This is a genomic window from Methylobacterium sp. C33D, from assembly GCF_053345825.1.
In genome coordinates this window covers 128927-148172 of sequence record NZ_JBKFAV010000011.1, presented here as the reverse complement: position 1 = coordinate 148172, position 19246 = coordinate 128927, and the positions used below count along the sequence as shown (strand labels likewise).

General features: G+C 73.2%; 18 protein-coding genes. 6 read left to right on the top strand and 12 right to left on the bottom strand.

Going from position 1 to position 19246, the window contains the following annotated elements; all coding sequences use genetic code 11:
• Nucleotides 1-49 precede the first annotated feature (49 nt).
• Complete coding sequence (locus ACLBXO_RS11170; protein WP_447685415.1) at nucleotides 50-1807, top strand: outer membrane protein assembly factor BamB family protein; 1758 nt, start codon at nucleotides 50-52, stop codon at nucleotides 1805-1807.
• Nucleotides 1808-2168: 361 nt separating this feature from the next.
• Here the strand turns inward: ACLBXO_RS11170 and ACLBXO_RS11165 are convergent, their stop codons facing one another.
• The 3 genes from ACLBXO_RS11165 to ACLBXO_RS11155 all read right to left on the bottom strand — a co-directional run bounded on the left by ACLBXO_RS11165 (nucleotide 2169) and on the right by ACLBXO_RS11155 (nucleotide 5556).
• Nucleotides 2169-3494 (bottom strand): O-antigen ligase family protein, encoded by a 1326-nt coding sequence (locus tag ACLBXO_RS11165; RefSeq protein ID WP_447685414.1) that lies wholly within the window; start codon nucleotides 3492-3494, stop codon nucleotides 2169-2171.
• A 128-nt stretch (nucleotides 3495-3622) separates the two neighbouring features.
• Nucleotides 3623-4525 (bottom strand): alpha/beta hydrolase, encoded by a 903-nt coding sequence (locus ACLBXO_RS11160; protein WP_012317814.1) that lies wholly within the window; start codon nucleotides 4523-4525, stop codon nucleotides 3623-3625.
• Between the two features lie 83 nt (nucleotides 4526-4608).
• Nucleotides 4609-5556: a lytic transglycosylase domain-containing protein gene (locus tag ACLBXO_RS11155; RefSeq protein WP_447685413.1), complete on the bottom strand. Its 948-nt coding sequence runs from the start codon at nucleotides 5554-5556 to the stop codon at nucleotides 4609-4611.
• 171 nt (nucleotides 5557-5727) lie between these two features.
• On the opposite strand from ACLBXO_RS11155, the gene ACLBXO_RS11150 reads away from it, so the two are divergent.
• Nucleotides 5728-6327 (top strand): cysteine hydrolase family protein, encoded by a 600-nt coding sequence (locus ACLBXO_RS11150; RefSeq protein ID WP_447685412.1) that lies wholly within the window; start codon nucleotides 5728-5730, stop codon nucleotides 6325-6327.
• A gap of 39 nt (nucleotides 6328-6366) precedes the next feature.
• Here ACLBXO_RS11150 and ACLBXO_RS11145 read toward each other — a convergent pair whose 3' ends face one another.
• The 8 genes from ACLBXO_RS11145 to fliL form a co-directional block, all read right to left on the bottom strand.
• Nucleotides 6367-7665, bottom strand: coding sequence for a leucine-rich repeat-containing protein kinase family protein (locus tag ACLBXO_RS11145; RefSeq protein ID WP_447685411.1), 1299 nt, complete (start codon nucleotides 7663-7665; stop codon nucleotides 6367-6369).
• Between the two features lie 3 nt (nucleotides 7666-7668).
• On the bottom strand, nucleotides 7669-7860 hold the full coding sequence (locus tag ACLBXO_RS11140; RefSeq protein WP_012317818.1) for a DUF1192 domain-containing protein: 192 nt from the start codon (nucleotides 7858-7860) through the stop codon (nucleotides 7669-7671).
• Nucleotides 7861-7872: 12 nt separating this feature from the next.
• Nucleotides 7873-9093, bottom strand: coding sequence for a phosphopentomutase (locus ACLBXO_RS11135; protein ID WP_447685410.1), 1221 nt, complete (start codon nucleotides 9091-9093; stop codon nucleotides 7873-7875).
• Nucleotides 9094-9095: 2 nt separating this feature from the next.
• Nucleotides 9096-10733, bottom strand: coding sequence for an ABC transporter ATP-binding protein (locus ACLBXO_RS11130; protein ID WP_447685409.1), 1638 nt, complete (start codon nucleotides 10731-10733; stop codon nucleotides 9096-9098).
• Between the two features lie 136 nt (nucleotides 10734-10869).
• Nucleotides 10870-11742 (bottom strand): MotE family protein, encoded by an 873-nt coding sequence (locus ACLBXO_RS11125; RefSeq protein WP_447685408.1) that lies wholly within the window; start codon nucleotides 11740-11742, stop codon nucleotides 10870-10872.
• On the bottom strand, nucleotides 11739-12269 hold the full coding sequence (locus ACLBXO_RS11120) for a DUF6468 domain-containing protein (RefSeq protein ID WP_447685407.1): 531 nt from the start codon (nucleotides 12267-12269) through the stop codon (nucleotides 11739-11741). The genes ACLBXO_RS11125 and ACLBXO_RS11120 overlap by 4 nt, the downstream gene beginning before the upstream one ends.
• 19 nt (nucleotides 12270-12288) lie before the next feature.
• The gene (fliM, locus tag ACLBXO_RS11115; RefSeq protein ID WP_331312571.1) at nucleotides 12289-13506 is read right to left on the bottom strand and encodes a flagellar motor switch protein FliM; all 1218 of its coding nucleotides are present in this window, start codon (nucleotides 13504-13506) and stop codon (nucleotides 12289-12291) included.
• Nucleotides 13507-13570: 64 nt separating this feature from the next.
• Nucleotides 13571-14131: a flagellar basal body-associated protein FliL gene (gene fliL, locus ACLBXO_RS11110; protein ID WP_331312517.1), complete on the bottom strand. Its 561-nt coding sequence runs from the start codon at nucleotides 14129-14131 to the stop codon at nucleotides 13571-13573.
• A 255-nt stretch (nucleotides 14132-14386) separates the two neighbouring features.
• Here fliL and flgF point away from each other — a divergent pair, with 255 nt between their 5' ends.
• The 4 genes from flgF to flgH are packed head-to-tail and all read left to right on the top strand — an operon-like array spanning nucleotide 14387 to nucleotide 17896.
• Complete coding sequence (flgF, locus tag ACLBXO_RS11105; protein ID WP_331312518.1) at nucleotides 14387-15127, top strand: flagellar basal-body rod protein FlgF; 741 nt, start codon at nucleotides 14387-14389, stop codon at nucleotides 15125-15127.
• 13 nt (nucleotides 15128-15140) lie between these two features.
• Nucleotides 15141-15932 (top strand): flagellar basal-body rod protein FlgG, encoded by a 792-nt coding sequence (gene flgG / locus ACLBXO_RS11100; RefSeq protein ID WP_331312519.1) that lies wholly within the window; start codon nucleotides 15141-15143, stop codon nucleotides 15930-15932.
• Nucleotides 15933-15967: 35 nt separating this feature from the next.
• Nucleotides 15968-17110, top strand: coding sequence for a flagellar basal body P-ring formation chaperone FlgA (flgA, locus tag ACLBXO_RS11095; RefSeq protein ID WP_447685406.1), 1143 nt, complete (start codon nucleotides 15968-15970; stop codon nucleotides 17108-17110).
• 36 nt (nucleotides 17111-17146) lie between these two features.
• Complete coding sequence (gene flgH / locus ACLBXO_RS11090; protein ID WP_331312521.1) at nucleotides 17147-17896, top strand: flagellar basal body L-ring protein FlgH; 750 nt, start codon at nucleotides 17147-17149, stop codon at nucleotides 17894-17896.
• 25 nt (nucleotides 17897-17921) lie between these two features.
• Here the strand turns inward: flgH and ACLBXO_RS11085 are convergent, their stop codons facing one another.
• Nucleotides 17922-19220, bottom strand: a complete 1299-nt coding sequence (locus tag ACLBXO_RS11085) for a Gfo/Idh/MocA family protein (protein WP_331312522.1) — start codon at nucleotides 19218-19220, stop codon at nucleotides 17922-17924.
• Nucleotides 19221-19246: the final 26 nt, after the last annotated feature.

Genomic DNA, 19246 nt, shown 5'->3' with positions numbered 1-19246 from the left:
CGAGAACACCTGTTCGGGCGCGACGGTCGCCGCACACGGGAGCACAACCTTGTCGCGATGGATCGGGGCCGCCCTGCTGGCCTGCCTTGCCGGAACCGCCACCCTCGGGACGGCCTCCGCCGCCGAGACGCCCTGGCCGGCCTTCGGGCACGACCCGAGCAACCGCAACTTCTCCGAGCTGACTCAGGTCAACCGCGACACGGTCGGCCGGCTGCGTCCCGCCTGGATCTTCCAGACCGGGGTCACCGGCTACTTCCAGGCCCAGCCGGTGATGGTGGACGGCACCCTCTACGTCTCCACGACGCAGAACAACGTCGCGGCCCTCGACGCCCGGACCGGCAAGCCTCTCTGGACCTACACCCACAGGCCGCGCACCGAGAAGATCTTCGGGCCGCCCTCCAACCGCGGGGTGGCGGTGTCGGGGGGGCTCGTCTACGAGGCGACCATGGACGGGCAGCTGATCGCCCTGGACGCCAGGACCGGCAAGATCGTCTGGGAGAAGGAGGCGGTGCGCCCGGAGGAGGGCGAGACGGAGACCGCATCGGGCCTCGCCGCGACCCTCGGCGGCAAGCCCGTCCAGGGCTCGAGCCGCCTCGGCTTCAAGATGCCGCCGCTCGTCGCCGACGGGCTCGTCATCGTCGGCGTCACCGGTGCGGGCTACGGGCTCCACATCGCGGACGAGGCGGGCGGCCTCGACGGCGGCGCGGTGGTCGGTATCGAGGGCGGATACGGGCGGCGCGGGTGGCTCGCGGCCTACGACGCGAGGACCGGGGACGAGCGCTGGCGCTGGTACGTCACACCCTCGGAGGGCTGGGAGGGCGGCTTCGTGGAGAAGACCGCCGACGGCACGCCGCTCCACCGCGACATCGCCGCCGAGAAGGCGGCGGCCCCGGCCAACCGCGACGCTTGGCGGGTGGGCGGCGGCTCCCTCTGGATGACGCCCGCCTACGATCCCGATCTCGGCCTGATCTTCCTCGGCACCGGCAACCCGGCCCCGCAGAATTTCGGCCTGTCGCGCCCGGGCGACAATCTCTACACGATGTGCCTCGTCGCCCTCGACGTGAAGACCGGCACGCTGCGCTGGTACTACCAGCAGGTGCCGCACGACGAGTGGGGCTACGACGTCGCCGCGCCGCCCTTCCTGCTGGACATGCCGGGCGGCGTCAGGGCGGTGGCCTCGGCGAGCAAGACCGGCTGGATCTACGTCCACGACCGCGCCACGGGAAAGCTGCTCGCGCGCTCGGCCCCGCTCCTCGAGCAGAAGAACCTGTTCGCGCCGCCGACCGCGCAGGGCACGGTGGTGGCGCCCGGCCCCCTCGGCGCGGTCTCGTGGCCGCCCACCGCCTATGACGGGACCCGCGCCTACGTGCAGGTCCGCCACGGCGCCACGACCTACACGGTGAAGACCGTGCCGGCCGCCGGCGGGCGTCCGGAGATCCGCTACACGGAGACCGGCGAGGCCAGGGGCGAGCCGTCCTTCAGCACGCTCACCGCCGTCGACCTCGCGGAGGGCGGACGGATCGCGTGGTCGGTGCGCGGCGCGAGCCGCCTGTCCGGGGGCACGCTGGCGACCGCCGGCGGCCTCGTCTTCTCGGGCGAGGAGGACGGTCATCTCGACGCCCACGACGCGCGGGACGGCCGGATGCTGTGGCGCTTCCAGTGCGGGGCCGGCATCAGCGGGCCGGCTATGACCTACGCGCTGGACGGCAAGCAGTACGTCGCCGTGGCGGCAGGCGGCGCCTCCTTCACCAAGGCGTCGGGCTTCGGCACCGGCGACGCATTGCTGGTCTTCGCGCTGCCCGACTGACCGCGGCCGGCACACGGCGCGGATGGACGCCGCGGCGCGCCGGCCTCTCGACGCTGCGGCATGACGGAACGCCCCGGCGCGACCCCTCGGCTAGTGGGCCACGAAGAGGGACAGCGCGCACAGGGCGCTCACGCCCAGCGCGAACGTCACGTCGGTCCAAGCGTAACGAACCCTGCCCGGCATGCAGAATCTCCGCGCGAATGCCGACCAACAGTTTCGCGGACAAGTTGTTGCCGTCCGCTATCGGACAGAAGCCGCGCGGACGGGAGAAGCGGTTTTCGCCGAGGCACATCGGGACGCGCGCACGCACGTCGTGCGGCCTTCCGCGGCCGGCGCGTGATGTCCGGGCGCCCGGGCCGCTTCAGCCCGCCGCGACGGCGTAGCGGGTGCGCAGGCGCAGGCCGAACACCGCCATCATGAACATGCAGCAGGTGGCGTTGTTGCCGTTGTAGAGCACCGTCTCGAAGGAGGCCGAGACCAGCCCGAGGAACCACAGCCTCAGGAACAGCAGGGTCTCCGCGTCGAGGCGCGTGCCGCCGGCCACGCGCTGCAGGTCGCGCACCGGGGCGAGCACGAAGGCCACCACGGTCAGGGCGAGGAACGGCAGGCCGCCGATCAGCGCGGTGTCGAGATAGGCGTTGTGGGCGTGGTCGACGGTGTTGACCCAGGTCAGCTCCTCGGAGCCGGCATACATGGTCCGCTCGGTCATCCAGAAGGCGCCGATCCCCCAGCCGCGCCAGGGCCGGATCATGATGTTGTCGATGGCGAACTCCCAGATCTCGCTGCGACCCGTGAAGGTCGCGTCGGTGAGCAGCGAGCCCACCGCCTCCTGGATCGGCGGCGCGAGCACCGAGCCGATGGAGATCAGCGAGAACCCGATCACCGGACCGAGGAGCAGCAGGCGGCGCAGGACCCCGCCGGTCAGGACCTGGCACAGGCCGGTCACGGCGAGGATTACCGGCAGGAGCAGGATCGCGGTCTTGGAGCCGCTCGCCACCAGGAACCCGGCCGCCAGGAGCACGATCGCCCAGCCGAGGACGCGGCTCGCCACGGTGGCGACGTAGAGGCCGACGATGACCAGGATCACCATGGCGGCGCCGGCCTCGTTCTTCTGCGGGAAGATCCCGCGCCAGAGGCCCGGGTGGCTCGGATCGGAATTGACGTCGAAGGCCGAGTGGATCGCGAGGTTCGGCACGAAGGCGACCGCGAGGTAGGAGGCGAGCACGATGACCAGGGCGGACCCGGCCATGGTCAGGGCCAGTTGCCGGGGCGAGCGGGCCACGATCAACACGCCCGCCGAGAGCATCGCGGCGATGGCGAAGAGCGCGAGCCGGCGCAGCGACAGGCTCGGTTCGATGGAGAGCAGCGCCGTCGCCCCGAGCCAGACCGCGCACAGCACGAGCGGCCGCGTCACCAGGGGACGGAGATGGCGGACGCCGATCCGGTGGATCGCCGCCGCCATGGCGGCGCCGGCGCTCAGGAACAGGATCTGCGTCAGCAGGCTGCCGTCCTCGGAGGCCGCGAGCATCGACCGGTCGGACAGGTCCTTCAGCCAGACGTGGTTCCAGAGCAGGACGAAGACGGCCCCGTTCAGGAGCACGCGCAGCACGTCCGGCACGTCGCGGCCCGCGACGCCGCGCTGCCGCCCGTCGGCCGGGATCCCGATCGCCGCGTCCGCAGAAGCCATGCCGTCCCACCGCGAGGCCGCGCCGCGCGGCCAGGACCATTCTAGCGGGCCGCGGGTGCCGGGCGACGCGAAATCGGACCGTTCTGCCCGACGATCGCGCGATAACCTTGACGCGCGCCCTTAAGCGGTCAGCGCCGCATCGTGTACTGCGAGCGGCCGGCGGATTGCCGCATCAGGAAGGACGCCATCTCGGCGAGTTCCGGCGCCTTCGAGCGGAAGGTGACGGACAGCGCCAGCAGCGTGTCCTTGTGGTCGAGGCCCGGGTAGAGGCGTTCCTGGACCGGGACGTGCTCGGCCCGCAGCTTGGCGGCGAGGCTGACCGTGTGCCGCGGCTTCACCACCGTGTCGGCGTCGCCGGTCGCCAGGAAGGCCGGGGGCGAGAGCGGGCCCGCGAAGGCGACGGGCTGCGTGGCCTCCGGATCGGGGGCCTTGCCGAACACCTTGACGGTGGTGTCCTGGTCGAACGGCAGGAAGTCGTAGGGGCCGGACAGCCCGGCGACGGCCTTGATCACCTTGGGATCGACGCCGGCGGCGATCACGTAGCGCGGGTCGAGACCGAGCATCACGGCGTTGTAGGCGCCCGCCGAGTGGCCGGCGAGCACGATGCGGCGCGGGTCGCCGCCGTAGCCGGCGATGTTGTCGCGCACCCACGCGATGGCCTCGGCGCCGTCCTCGAGGAAGCCGGGGAACGGCGCCTCCGGGTAGAGCCGGTAATCGGGCAGCACCGTGACGAAGCCCTGCGCCGCGAGGGCGTGACCGACGAAGGCGTAGTCGTCCTTGGCGCCGCTCTGCCAGGAGCCGCCGTAGAAGAACACCAGGACCGGCGCGTTCTCGGCGCCCGCGGTGGGAACGTAGACGTCGAGCCGCCGTCGCGGCCCCTCGCCGAAGGGCTGGTCCTTCGCGGCGAGCCGCCCCCCCGGATCGCGCGGGCCGATCGCGTCGAACAGCGCGAGCGGCGAGGCGGCGGTGAAGCCGAACGCGGCGAGCCCGAGGCAGAGCAGGCTCGCGAGCGCGGTGAGGAGACGTGTCATATCCCATCCGGTTGTCCCGATCCGATCATACCGCACCGCCCTCGGGGCGGATTGATGACGGTCTCGGGGCGGATCACGAAAAATCAGGTCCGCAGCACGATGCAGGCGCCGCCGACCTTGCGGATGCGGCCGCACAGGTCATCGGCCGCCTGCCGGCTCTGCGCCGGGATGCGGATCCGGTAGAAGGCGCGGGTCCCGCGGTTGCGCAGGCGCGTGCCGATGATCATCGGCCGCACCTCGCCGATCACCCCCGCGTAGGCGCTCCGCGCGCGGTTGAAGCTCTGGAGTGCCAGCGCCTTGGAGAAGTTGCCGGCCAGCTGGATGCCCCAGGGGGCGGCCGGCCCCTCGTTGAGGCCGAGGGCGAAGCGGTCGCCGCGCGACGGGACGCGCAGGCTGGCGGTGACCTGCAGGCAGGTCTGCGGCGCCTCCGGCTTGGCGTCCTTCGGATCCTTTGCCTCGGGCTTGCTGTTGGACTTGCCGTCGGACTTGGCGGGCGCGCCGCCCTCCGGGAATTCGATCGCCTTGCCGGGGCCGATCCGCCAGTCGTCCACCGGCTGGCCGGTGATCGCGGCCACGTAGGCCCGGGTCTCGGCGGGCAGGCCGCCGTCGCCGGCGAGCCACTTGCTGACCCGCGCGGCGCCGCCGTTGTAGGCCGCGGCGGCGAGCCCGAGGTTGCCGAACTGCGTCTTCAGGTCGGCGAGCAGGTGCGCCGCGTGCGGGATCGCCTGCTCGGGGTCGAACGGGTCGAGGAGGCCGCGCTCCCGGGCCGTCCCGGGCATGAACTGCGCGACGCCCTGCGCGCCGGCCGGACTCACCACCCCGACGCGGAAGCTGCTCTCGCGCCAGATCAGGCGGGTGAGGAACGGCACCGGCAGGCCGCGGGCCCTGGCCGAGTCGTCGATGAGGCGGCACAGGGCCTGCTCGACGGTCTCGGTCGCCCCCTCGGACGGGGCGGCCGCGGCCGGATGCGCGCAGGCGAGGGCGAGGAGCAGCGCGCCGAGGCGCAGGGGCGGGGCGGTCACGCCGCGCATGTAGCGACGCGCGGGGGCGGATCAATCCGCGCGGCCAACCTTCCTGGGGGATCATCCGGCCCCGGCGCGCGAGCGTTGCACCTTTGCACACTGGCGCGACCGGGCCGCGCCGTCGTAGCGTCCCGGGCTCAGAGAGCCGCCCCCGACGCGGCCCCACGGGAGGAACCGCCGATGTCCGATCTGGCAACCCTGCGCGGCCTGTCCGGCCTGAGCCCCGCGCCGGCCCCGCTCAGAAGCTCGGCGCTCGTGATGATCGACCTGCAGCAGACCTACCGGGAGGGCGTGATGCGGCTCGACGGCGTCGAGCCCGCGCTCCGCGAGGCGGCGGCGCTGCTGCGACGGGCGCGCGAGGCCGGGATCCCGGTGATCCACGTCCGCCACGATGCCGGGCCGGGCTCGCCCTACGACGTGACGGCCCCGATCGGCCAGATCAGCCCGGAGGTGGCGCCGCAGGGCGACGAGCCGGTCGTCACCAAGGCCTATCCCAGCTCCTTCGTGGGCACCGACCTCCAGGCGCGGCTCGAGCAGGCCGGCGTGAAGGACGTCGTCCTGGCGGGATTCATGACGCATATGTGCGTCAACTCCACCGCCCGGAGCGCCTTCAACCTCGGGTTCCGCCCCACCGTCGTGGCGGCCGCCACGGCGACGCGGGACCTGCCCGGTCCGGACGGCGGCGTGGTGCCGGCGGCCCAGCTCCAGGCCGCGAGCCTCGCGGCCCTCGGCGACCTGTTCGCGGTGGTCGCGCGCGGGCAGGGCGATATTCCCGACTGAGGCAGCGGACCCCTCCCGGCACCGCTCGAGGCCGCGCGATCAGGCCTGGAGCCGCGCGATCTCGTCGATCACCACCCCGAGGCCCGGCCGGCCGTCGGGATCCGGCGCCGTGCAGGCCCGCGCCAGGGCGCGCAGGGAGTCCGGCGGCGCGGCGCAGCGGTCGAGCAGCTCGCCGATCAGGATGCCCACCGCGCGGACCTCGACCTGCGCCAGCGCCGCGCCGGGCGGCCCGTCCGGCAGGGCCGAGGCCGCCCCGAGATCGCCGAGCACGGCCGCGCCGGTCCCGGCATCCCAGAGCGTGTTGTGGGCGTAGACGTCGCCGTGCAGCAGGCCCCGCCCGTGCAGGTGCGCCACCGCCTCGGCGACGGCGCGGGCGATCCGCAGGGCCGCCGCGCCGTCGAGGCGCAGGTCCGGATCGTAGACGTCGCGGCTGCAGCTCGCGAGGCTCGGCGGCCCGGCGAGCACGCGCCAGTGCGCGGGCAGGAGCCGGAGCAGCAGCCCGCGGGCGCCGTCGGGATGGCCGTCGAGCCGGCCGAGCGCGCCCGTGAGGGCCGGGTGCGTCCCGGCGGCGAGGCAGGCCTCCATCTCCCGCTCGGGCAGGCCGTCGCTGGTCATCGCGCCCTTGAACAGCTTCAGGGCCACGTCCTCGCCGCCGGACGGCCCCCGCCGGCGGGCCCGGTACACCCGCCCCGAGGCGCCCTCGCCGAGCAGGTCGCCGACGGCGAGGTCGGCCCACGGCACCGCGGGGGCCGCCGCCGGCGCCGTCGCCGGCTCGGCGGGGTTGCCGGCGTAGGCGATCCAGGCCAGGCGGGGCAGGCGCGCGAGCCAGGGCGGGAGCGCGGCGAGACGGTTGCAGGCGAGCCGGATCAGCTCGAGGTCGCCCGCCCCCGACAGGCTGTCGGGCAGCGCGGTGAGCCGGTTGCCGGCCAGCATCAGCTTCTGCAGGCGCGGCCGCTCGCCGAGGGCGGCGGGCAGCTCCGCGATCGCGTTGTCGGTCAGCGTCAGCCAGCGCAGATCGCGCGGCAGCGATTCCGCCGGCACCTCGCGGATGCCGCAGCCGCGGAAGCCCAGCTGGCTGAGCGCCGGGCAGGTGCCGAGGACCGGCGGGAGCCGCGGGAACGGGTTGCCGGAGCAGAACAGCACGCGCAGGCGGTGGAGGCGGCCGAGATCGTCCGGCAGGTCGGCGAGGCTGCCCCGGCCGAGATCCAGCACCTCCAGCGTGTCGGCGAGGGCGAAGACCTCGTCCGGCACCGCTGCGAGCCCGTCGGGCAGCCGCAGCTCGCGCGCGCCGCCGAGATCGCCGCGCCGCAGGGCGGCGAGGGTTTCGCTCCGGTCCAAGCCTCAGCCCCGCTTGAAGAAGGCGTCGGCCGCGCCCTGCGCCGCCTGCTTGGCGGCCCGCGCCGCCTCGAGCCGGGCGATCTCGGCGCGCAGGAGCGCGACGCGCTCGTCGAGATCCCCGAGCGAGAGCGTGTCGAGGGGCTGCCCGATCTCGTGGGCAACGGCCTTGCGCGGCCGGTCGTCGTCGTCCCGCACGTCGTGTCCTCCCTAAAGGAACGGTGTTCCGGCCCCGTCCCAGGCGAGGCCGAGATGGGCCGCCACGGTGGCGCCGATATCCGCGAAGGTCTCCCGCCGCCCGATCGGCCGGCCGGCCACGCCGGGGCCGAAGGCCAGCACCGGGACCTGCTCGCGGGTGTGGTCGGTCCCGGTCCAGGTCGGATCGTTGCCGTGGTCCGCCGTGATGACCGCGAGGTCGCCCGGCGCCAGCGCCGCCCGGATCTCGGGGAGGCGGGCGTCGAACGCCTCCAGCTCCGCGGCGTAGCCCGGCACGTCGCGCCGGTGGCCGTGCTCGGTGTCGAAATCGACGAGGTTGACGAAGATCAGGCCGCCCTCCGGGAGCGTCGCCAGCGCGTCGAGCCCCGCGGTCACGCAGGCCGCGTTCGGGCCCGGCCTGATCTCGCGGCCGGTGGCGCGGTGGGCGAAGATGTCGCCGATCTTGCCGACGCTCACCACGGCGCGGCCGGCCGCCTCGGCGCGGTCGAGCAGCGTGCGCCCGGGCGGGGCGACGGCGAGATCCTTGCGGTTGCCGGTCCGGCGGAAGCCCGTCTCCGGTGTCCCCACGAACGGCCGGGCGATCACCCGGCAGACGCGGTAGGGGTCGCACAGGCGGCGCGCCGCGCGGCACAGGTCGTAGAGCCGCTCCAGCCCGAACGCCTCCTCGTGGGCGGCGATCTGGAAGACGCTGTCGGCCGAGGTGTAGCAGATCGGCCGGCCGGTCCGGAGGTGCTCGGCGCCCAGCGCGTCGATGATCGCGACGCCCGGCGCGTGGCAGTCGCCCAGGATGCCCGGGAGGCCGCCCTCGGCGACGAGCGCGCGGACCAGCTCCGGCGGGAAAGCCGGCCGGGTCTCGGGGAAATGCCCCCAGGGCTCGGTCAGGGGCAGCCCGGCGATCTCCCAGTGGCCGGAGGGCGTGTCCTTGCCGGCGGCCCGCTCCACCGCGTGGCCGTAGGCGCCGCGGGGCGGGCCGGCCGGGGCGAGATTCGGCGGGATCCGGCCCGAGGCCCCGGCGGCCGCCAAGCCGAGCCCGAGTTCGGCGAGGTGGGGCAGCCGCAGGGGGCCGGCGCGCAGCCCCGCCCGGTCGCCGCTTCCCGCCGCGCAGCGCTCGGCGATGTGCCCCAGCGTGTCGGACCCGGCATCGCCGTATCGGTCCGCGTCCGGAGCCCCGCCGACGCCCACGGAATCGAGGACGATGATGAGGGCGCGCGCCACGGTCAGGCGGACTCCAGCTCGGCGGGCGCGTCGCTCTCGAGCGCGAAGGCGGCCTTGAACAGGGCGCGGGTGTAGGGCGTCTGGGGATCGGCGAAGATCGTCTCCGCCGCGCCCTCCTCGACCACGCGGCCGTTCTGCATGACGATCACGTAGTTGGCGAGCGCCCGCACCACCTTCAGGTCGTGGCTGATGAACAGGTAGGCGAGGCCGCGCTCGCGCTGGAGGTCGCGCAGCAGGGTCACGATCTGCGCCTGGACCGAGCGGTCGAGGGCCGAGGTCGGCTCGTCGAGGACGACGAAGCGGGGATTGAGCACCATCGCCCGCGCGATGGCGACGCGCTGGCGCTGGCCGCCGGAGAACTCGTGCGGGTAGCGGTCCATGGCGGCCGGATCGAGCCCGACATCGGTGAGCGCCTTGGCGACCACGGCCCGGCGCTCGGCCCGGGAGCGCGCCGTGCCCTGGACCACCAGTCCCTCGGCGACGATGTCGGCCACCGACATGCGCGGCGACAGGGACCCGTAGGGATCCTGGAAGACCACCTGCATGTCCTTCCGCAGCGGGCGCATCTGCGCCACGCCGTAGCCGTCGATCGCCTTGCCGAGGAAGACGATCGGGCCCTCCGAGCCCGTGAGCCGCAGCAGGGCGAGGCCGAGGGTGGTCTTGCCCGAGCCGGACTCGCCGACGACCCCGATGGTCTCGCCGGTCCGGACCCGCAGGGAGACGCCGTCCACGGCCCTGACGTGGCCGGTGACGCGCCGGAGCAGACCCGACTTCAGCGGGAACCAGACCTTCAGGGGCCCGGCCTCGAGGAGCGGCGCGGCGTCGGCCGGGACGGGGTTAGCCCGGCCCTTCGGCTCGGAGGCGATCAGGCGGCGGGTGTACGCGTGCTGCGGGTCGGCGAAGACGGCCGCGGTCGCGCCGGCCTCCACGATCTTGCCCTTCAGCATCACGCAGACGCGGTCGGCGATCCGCTCGACGATGCCGAGATCGTGGGTGATGAACAGCATCGCCATGCCGAGGCGCTTCTGCAGGTCGGCGAGCAGCGCCAGGATCTGCGCCTGGACGGTCACGTCGAGGGCCGTGGTCGGCTCGTCGGCGACCAGGAGGTCCGGCTCGCAGGCGAGGGCCATGGCGATCATCACGCGCTGGCGCTGGCCGCCGGAGAGCTCGTGCGGGTAGGCGCCCATGCGCCGCTCGGCGTCGCGCAGGCCTACGAGTTCCAGAAGCTCCAGGATCCGCCGGCGGGCCGCCTTGCCGGTGAGGCCGCGGTGCAGGCCGAGCACCTCGCCGATCTGCCGCTCGATCGTGTGGAGCGGGTTCAGCGAGGTCATCGGCTCCTGGAACACCATGGTGATGTCGGCGCCGCGCACGTCCCGCATCGCCCGCTCGGGCAGCCGCGCGAGGTCGCGGCCCGCGAACAGGATCCGCCCGTCCTGGCGGGCCGCGGGGTCGAGGAGGCGCAGGATCGCCAGCGCGGTCACCGACTTGCCCGAACCCGATTCGCCCACGAGCGCGACGGTCTCGCCGCGGCGGATGGTGAAGGAGACGCCGTCGACCGCCACGGTCTCGCCCTCCCGCGCGCGGAACGCCACGGAGAGGTCCTCGACGGCGAGGAGCGGCTGGGGATCGGCCTCTGACATGTGCCCCTTATAGCGCGCCCGGCCCCGGACCCTAGCCCGCGCGGACGCCGCACGGGGCGGGCCGGCACGACGCGGCCGGACGGACGGACGGGCCGGCGGCCCGGGAGGTCGGCCCCGCGTCCGGCGGGGCCCGGACCTAGCGCAGGGGCGCCCCGGGATCGATCGCCGGCAACTCGTTCGCCGGGAGCCCCGTTCCCGCCTGGGCCTGCGGCCCCGCGGTGCCGCGGGCGCGGTTGGCGAGGGCCACGGTCAGGCGCTCGGCGGTCTCGGGCTGCATCACCGCCAGGACCTCGGACATCTTGCGGGGGTTCATGGCCAGCACGATCGGGACCAGCACGTCGAGCCCGAGGCGGTCGAACACCCGGGCGGCGTCCTTGGGCTTCATCGCCTCGTACATCGTGACGATGTTCTTCAGGCCCTGCTTCTCGGCCTCCTCCTTCGCCTTGGCGGCGGCATCGACCTTGTCCTCGGCCTTCTTGAGGTCGCCGAGCCCGGTCTCGAGCTTGCGCTCGGCCTCGCCCAGCATCTTCTCGCGCAGCTCCAGCTCGTCGCTCTTCTGGCGCAGGGCGTCGCGCCGGGCGCCGAGCTTCTCCAGGAGCAGGCGCTCGGTGGGCGAGTTCGAGCTCCCGGCCGCCGAGGCTGCGGGCGGCGCGGGGGGCGCGGGCTGGGCCGGGGCCGACGGCTTCTCGGCCGCGGCGGCCGGCGCCTCCTTGGCGCCCACCGATCCGGTCGTCACCGGATCGAAGGGCTCGAAGCCGGTGCGCGCCCGGGCGACCGCGCGCCCGTATTCCGGCAGCGCGGCGCTCTCCGGCAGGCCGGCCTGCAGCAGGCTGAGCAGCTTGAGCACGAGCAGCCCGCCGGCCGCGAGCGCCACGGCGTCGACGAGGCGCAGCCGAAACTGCCGGACGGGCTTGGGGGGGGCGCGGCGCTGCGCCGTGGCGGCGCGGCGTATCCGCTCCTCGGGATCCGGCTTCGGCGGCGGGATCTTCGGGGCCTTGACCCCGGTCACGCGGCGCGCGCCCGGACGCGGGCGAGGGCGCGCTCGCTCATCGCGAGGGCCGCAGCGGCCGCCACCCCGAGACGCTCCCCGTTCGGACCGGCGTGCTCCGGCCGGCGCTCGGCCGGGATCTCCGGGGCGCGCGCCGGCTCGGGGACGGCCTGAGGCGCGGGCCTCGGCTCCGGCGCGGGCTCGGGCCGGACCGGCACGGCCCGCATCTGCGCCACGATGGCGCCGATGCGGGCGATCACGCCCTCGCCGGCCTCGACCTGCAGCCGCAGCTCGTCGGCGCGGACCGTGGCGGTCTCCAGGCTCGCGTTCAGGGTACGGTCGCCCTCGTCGATCGCCGCCCGCAGGCCCGCGATGGCCCGCTCGGCCGTGCCGGTCGCGACCATCAGGTCCCCGATGGTCTGGCGGAGGGCGGCCTCGTCGCCCTTCATCTGGCCGATGCGGCGCGAGAGCCTGAGGGACGTGACGATGGTCGCCGCCAGCAGGACGGCGACCAGGATGTCGGCCGCGAGGGTGACGAAGAGACTCATGACCGGACCCTCATCGGCACTAATTGTCCGAGCGGTTGTTCATCGAGGCCTCGTAGGCCTGGATCGTCGTGCGCGAGCGGCGCAGCGGCCGTGTGACCTGGACGGCGATGTGGCCGTCGACCCGGCCGATCCGCCCCTGCGTGAGCGCCCAGTCGCCGCAGCGCACGGTGATGAGGTCCGAGGGCTTGGCCTCGAACATCAGCGTCTCGCCGACCTTCAGGCTCATGACCTGCTTCAGCGGCAGCATCATCTCGTGCAGCACCGCGTCCATGGTCACGTCGGCCTGCCAGATCTCGGTGGCGAGATGGCCCTCCCAGACGTGGTCGCGGCCGAGCTTCTCGCCCATGAAGCTCTGGGTGAGCAGTTCCCGGATCGGCTCGATCGTCGCGTAGGGGAACAGGATCTGCAGCATGCCGCCGCGCCCGTCGACGTCGAGGCGGAGGCTGATCAGGATCGCGGCGTTGCCCGGGCGCGTGATGGTGGCGAAGCGCGGGTTGGTCTCGATCCGGTCGATGCCGAAGCTCACGGGCGAGAGCGGCTGGAACGAGAGCTCCAGGTCGCCCAGCACGATCTCCACGAGGCGGCGCACCAGCGTCATCTCGATCGCGGTGAAGGGCCGCCCGTCGAGGCGGCTCGACGAGCCGCCGCGCTTGCCGCCGAGCAGCAGGTCGAAGGTCGCGTAGGCGAGGTTCGAATCGACCGTGACGAGGCCGGAATTCTCCCACTGCTCGGCCCGGAACACGCCGAGCAGCGTCGGCAGCGGGATCGCGTTGAGGTAGTCGCCGAAGCGCACCGAGGTGATGTTGTCGAGGGTCACCTCGACGTTGTCCTGGAACAGGTTGCGCAGGGAGGTCGACAGCAACCGGATCATCCGGTCGAAGACGATCTCCAGCATCGGCAGGCGTTCGTACTGGACGACGCCCGAATCGACGATGGCCTGCACGCCCCCGGCCCCGGAGGCCGAGAGCTCGCGCATGGAGAAGCCGAGGACGCCGTCGATCTCGTCCTGGTTGAGTACCCGGTCGTTGCCGGCGAGTTCGGGGAGGTTGTCGCTCTCCCCGTCCTCGATCATCGTCGCCCATTCGGCGGCGACGTCGCCCGCGTTGCGCGTGGTGCCCTGCTCGGCGAGCGCCGCGCCCCACTCCTCGGCCAGCGACGTGTCGCCGCCCTCGGCCCCCTGTTCCAGGAGGGCCGCCGACCAGTCGTCCTCGGGGAGTTCGTCCTCGGGTTCCATCAGGCGTGCTCGCTCGGGGCCCGGCGCGGCGCGGCGCGCGAGGGGATCGACTGGGTCGCGGGCACGCTCACTGGACGATCACGTCCTTGAACAGCACCGCGTCGACCTTGGCGGGGTAGAGGGCGATGTTGATCCGGCGCAGCAGCTCCTCCCGCAGCCGGAACAGGCCCACCGAGTTGGTGATGTCGCTCGCGCGAAGCTCGCGCATGTAGACCTGCAGCGCGTCCTCGACCCGCGGCATCAGGGGCTTCACCTCTTCCTCGACCTTGGCGTCCTTCAGCTCGAGGGAGATCCGGACCTTCGCGTACTTGGCCTTGTCCTGCGGCAGCTCGGGGGAGAGGTTGAGGAGCATCTCGCGCACGTCGACGAAGACCACGGGCTTCTTGCCGTCCGGGCCGGCGCCCTTGGCGTCGCCGTGTCCCCCGCCGTGGCCGCCGCCCTGCGCGGCTTCCTTGCCGTCGCCGTGGCCGCCGCCGCCCATCATCAGGTAGGCGCCCGCGCCGCCGCCCGCCGCCAGCACCAGGACGGCGACGGCCACCATGATCATGAGCTTCTTCTTGCCCTTCGGGGCGCCGTCGGCTCCGGCCTCGCCTTCCTCGGCGGAGGCCTTCTTCGGCTTCTTGGCCATGGAATAATGCTCTCTCGCGGTAGACCGCGCGCCAGGTACACGGCGATATCGGAGCATCACGGTTAACGCGCCGTTAAGGAGGCAATTCCTGCCGGGTCAGGTTTGCCGCGGCGCAGGCCCGGCGCGGCCGGGACCTCCGAGCGCGGCTAACCAAGTCTCTGCCACACCGATAAAATTCGCCGCAGCGGGTTTTGGCACAGCGGATGCTGAATGGATCGTTGCCGCCTCCGCGGCCCGCGAGTCCCAGAGTCCACGATGCAGAATGCCCTCTTCGTCGGCGTGTCGAGCCAGATGGCGCTCCAGCGCGAGCTGGACGTGATCGCCAACAACATGGCGAACGTCTCGACCACGGGCTTCAAGGCGCGGAACACCCGCTTCGAGGAGTACCTCATGCCGGTGGCGAGCGCGGACTCGTTCGCCCGGCCCGACCGGCGCCTGTCCTACGTGATCGACCAGGGGACCACCCTCGATCTCGGGCAGGGCCCGATCGAGCAGACCGGCAACCCGCTCAACGTGGCGGTCAAGGGCTCGGCCTTCATCGCCGTGCAGTCGCCCCAGGGCGAGCGCTACACGCGCAACGGCGCCTTCGAGCTCGACGCGCAGGGCACGCTCGTCACCAGCGACGGCTACAAGGTCGTGGGCGAGGGCGGGCCGATCAGCATCAACCCGCAGGAGACCGGCCTCGCCATCGGCCCCGACGGCACCGTCTCGACCAATCTCGGGATCCGCGGGCGGATCAAGCTCGTCACCTTCGCCAACCCGCAGCGGCTGACCAACGAGGGGACCAACCTCTACGCCTCGCCGGAGCCCGCGCGCCCCGCCGGGATCGACGGGCGCCTCGAACCCGAATCGCTGGAGCGCTCCAATGTCCGCCCGGTCATCGAGATGACCCGGCTCATGGACGTGAACCGGTCCTACGCCATGGTGTCGAGCATGATCTCGCGCCTCGACGACCTGCGGGGCACGGCGATCCGCCGCCTCGCCGACGTCGCCTGAGGAGGCCTGACCGATGCGCGCCCTCTACTCCGCCGCCACCGGCATGGCGGCCCAGGAACTCAACGTCCAGGTCATCTCCAACAACATCGCGAACCTGCGCACCACCGGCTACAAGCGCCAGCAGGTGCACTTCCAGGATCTGCTCTACCAGAACCTGCGCCGGGCCGGTACCTCGACCTCGCAGCAGAACACCCAGCTCCCGGCCGGCCTCAGCCTCGGCTCGGGCGTGAAGACCACCTCGACGGCCCGCGTGATGTCGCAGGGCACGCTCTCCTCGACCGAGAAGGACTACGACGTCGCGATCCGCGGCGAGGGGTTCTTCCGGGTGACGCTGCCGGACGGCCGCACCGCCTATTCCCGCGACGGCTCCTTCGACCTCTCGGCCCAGGGCCAGCTCGTCACCCGCGACGGCTACCTGCTCGATCCGGCGATCACGGTGCCGCAGAACGCGACGTCCGTGACGATCAGCGCCACGGGCGCCGTGCAGGCGAACATCCCGGGTCAGACGGCGCCGCAGGCGCTGGGCCAGTTCCAGCTCTCGCGCTTCGTCAACAAGGTCGGCCTCGAGTCGATCGGCGACAACCTGTTCGTCGAGACCGCCGCCTCCGGACAGGCGATCAGCGGCCTGCCGGGGGCCGACGGCTTCGGCAACCTCCAGCAGAGCTACCTGGAGGAGGCGAACGTGAACGCCGTCACGGAGATCTCGTCCCTCATCGCCGCGCAGCGCGCCTACGAGATGAACTCGAAGGTCGTCACCGCCGCCGACCAGATGCTCTCCACCACCACGCAGATGTTCCGCAGCTAACCGCGCGACCCGCACCCCGCTTCAGGCCCCTGACCATGTATGCCGGCATGCACCCCGACCCGCTCGATCCCGACTTCGGGACCCTCGACCTGCCCCGCGTCGCCGCGGGGGACGGGGACGACATCAGCCCGATCGTGCGGCGCGTGCCGCCGCGGGTGATGCCCCTCGGCGGCGCCGTCATCCTGCGCGCGGTGCTGGCCTTCCTGACTTTCGCGCTCCTCGGCGCCCTGGCCATCCCCGCCATGGCGCGGGCGGAGGGCCTGCGGCTGCGCGGCGACGTCACCGCCCGCGGCGACGTCCTGACGCTGGCCGATCTCGTCGAGGGCGCCCCCGAGCTCCTGGGCGCGCGCCCGCTGTTCCGCGCGCCCGCCCTCGGCGCCACCGGGACGATCCAGACCCGGCGCATCCTGGACGCGGCCGCCGCCCTCGGCCTGAACGGCCTGGAGACCGGCGGGCGGCTGCAGATCGCCGTGCAGCGCGCCGCCCGCCGCCTCGGCCCGCCGGAGATCGAGGCGGCGCTCAAGCGCGGCCTCGAGACCGGCTACGGGCTCCACGCCCCCAGCATCGCGGTCCGCTTCGACGGCGACGGCCCGACCCTGCTGGCCCCGGTGGACCTCGAAGGGCAGGCCGCGGCCCTGGACGTGACCTACGATCCGCGGACGCGCCGCGTCGCGGGCCTCGTCAGCCTCGGCGAGCGGCAGGCCTCGCTGCGCGTCTCCGGTGTGGTCATCGAGTTGCGCGAGGTGGCGGTGCTCACCCGGAACCTCAATCGCGGCGAGCCGGTCAAGGAGGGCGACGTCGCCCTGGAGCGGCGCCCGCGCGAGTCCGTCGCCCCCGACGCGCAGGGGAGCGCGACCGCGATTCTCGGCGAGGTCGCCCAGAACACGCTGACGGCCGGCACGGTGCTGCGGGTCACCGACACGGCCCCGCCCGAGCTGGTCGCGCGCGGCGAGAACGTGACCATCGTGTACGAGACGCCGAGCATCAGCCTGTCGATGCGCGGCCTGTCGAACGATTCCGGCCGCATGGGCGCCGTCGTCAACGTCGTCAACGTCGCCTCCAAGAAGATCCTGCAGGCCACCGTGATCGGCCCCGGCCGGGTCTCGGTGAGCCCCAGCCCCGCGGCTCAGCAGGCCGCCGGCGCCGCCTCCGTCCAGGCGACCGCCTCCCTGCGCTGACCGCCCGCCCTGCACGCGTCGAAGAGTGATTGCCCGATGGCCCGTCGCACTGTCCTGAACCCGCTCGCCGCCGCCCTGATCGCCGGCGCGCTCGGGGCCTGCAACACCGCCGACCGCCTCTCGCAGGTCGGCGCGACCCCGGCGCTGTCGGCGATCGAGGACCCGACCGCGCAGCCGGGCTACAAGCCGGTGCGGATGCCGATGCCGGACGTGCAGCCGGTCTCGTACGCGCCCAACTCGCTGTGGCGCACGGGCTCCCGCGCGTTCTTCAAGGACCAGCGCGCAGCCAAGCTCGGCGACATCCTGACCGTGAAGGTCAAGGTCACCGATCAGGCGAACATCAGCAACGAGACCAAGCGCTCCCGCGCCAACACCGAGAGCTTCGGCCTGCCCAACGCCCTCGGCCTGGAGAACAACGCGGTCGGCAAATCCTTCGGGGTGGGCAGCACCGCGCTGCTCGCCGCCACCTCGGCCACCGCCAATGACGGGGCCGGCTCGGTCCAGCGCACCGAGTCGGTGACGACGAACGTCGCCGCGGTGGTGACCCAGGTCCTGCCCAACGGCAACCTCGTGGTCGAGGGCAAGCAGGAGATCCGGGTCAACTTCGAGGTGCGTGAGATGATCGTCGCCGGCGTGGTGCGGCCGGAGGACATCGAATCCGACAACACCATCGACTCGGCCAAGATCGCCCAGGCCCGCATCGCCTACGGCGGCCGGGGCCAGATCACCGACGTGCAGCAGCCGCGCTACGGCCAGCAGATCGTCGACATCCTGCTGCCGTTCTGAGGCGCCTCTTCCCGTCCGAGGCCCCTCAAGCCGGCTCCTCCGGCTCCGGCCCGCGCGTCACGTCGAGGCCGGAACCGGCGCCGGGGGGCGGCCCGACCTTGACCGGTGCGCCGGTCCGGGCGGCCTCGTAGATCGCCTCCATCAGGACCTGATCCTGCAGTCCCTCCTCGCCCGGCGTGCGGGGCCGCAGGTTCTCCTGGATGCACCGCGCGAAATGATCCAGCTCCAGGGCGAACTGGTTCTTCGGGCTCAGGACCTTCTCGTCCCGGGCGGCGTTCCTGCCGTCGCGGTGGCCGATATAGAGACGCTGGCCCTGGTAGGCGAAGGCGTTCTGGAGATCGACCGACGCGGTCCCGGTGTGCAGGGTCAGGCTCCGCGCCTCGTAGACCCCGTAGCTCGACAGGCACTGGGCGATCACGCCGGACGGGAAGTGAAGGGTGAAGCTCGCCGTCTCCTCGACCTCGCGGTACTTGGGATCGTCCGGCGGCGCGTGGATCTGGGCCTGGATCAGGTTCGGCTCCTCGCCGAGAACCGCGCGGGCGGTGTTCAGGCAGTAGAGCCCGATATCCGGCAGCGAGCCGCCGCCCGCCAGCGCCTTCCGCAGGCGCCACTGCTCCGGCAGCCCGGTGGTCTGGCCGTTGAAGGCCTGGATCAGCCGGGGCCGGCCGAACTCGCCCGAGCGGGCGAGCTTGATCACGGCCCGGTTGTAGGGCTCGTACTGGCACCGGTAGGCGATCATCAGCTTGACGCCCGCCTTCGCGCAGGCCGCGATCATCTCGCGGCACTCGTCCGAGGTCACCGCCATCGGCTTCTCGCAGAGCACCTGCTTGCCGGCCGCGGCGGCCGCCACGACGTTGTCCCGGTGCACGCCGTTCGGTGTGACGATGTAGACCGCCTGGACGTCGGGGTTGGCCTTCAGGCGATCCCACGCGTCGTAGCCGTAGACGGCGTCGTCCGGCAGCCCGTACTGCCGCGCCACGAGCTTCGCCTTGTCGGGCGAGCCCGACATCACGGCGGCGAGGCGGGCGCGCTTGCTCTCGCCGAACGCGGGGAGGATCTCGTCGAGGCTCAGGCGCCCGAGGCCGACGACGCAGTAGCCGACGCGCTGGCCCGGCGGCTGCGGCGCCGGGGTCGGGGCGGGCGGCCTGTCGCCGGGCCCGCGCCAGTTCGGGAACATGATCTTCCCGCCCTGCACGGCGCCGGTATCGGCCGGGACAGCGGGCGCCGGCGGGGCGGCCTGCGCGCCGCCGCCCACCGCGGCGCCGGCCAGGGCGCCTCCGGCCGCGAGGAGAGTGCGTCGTGAGAGCCGGGTGTCGTCCGCCATGGGCCTCGCCGTGTCGCCGGATCGGG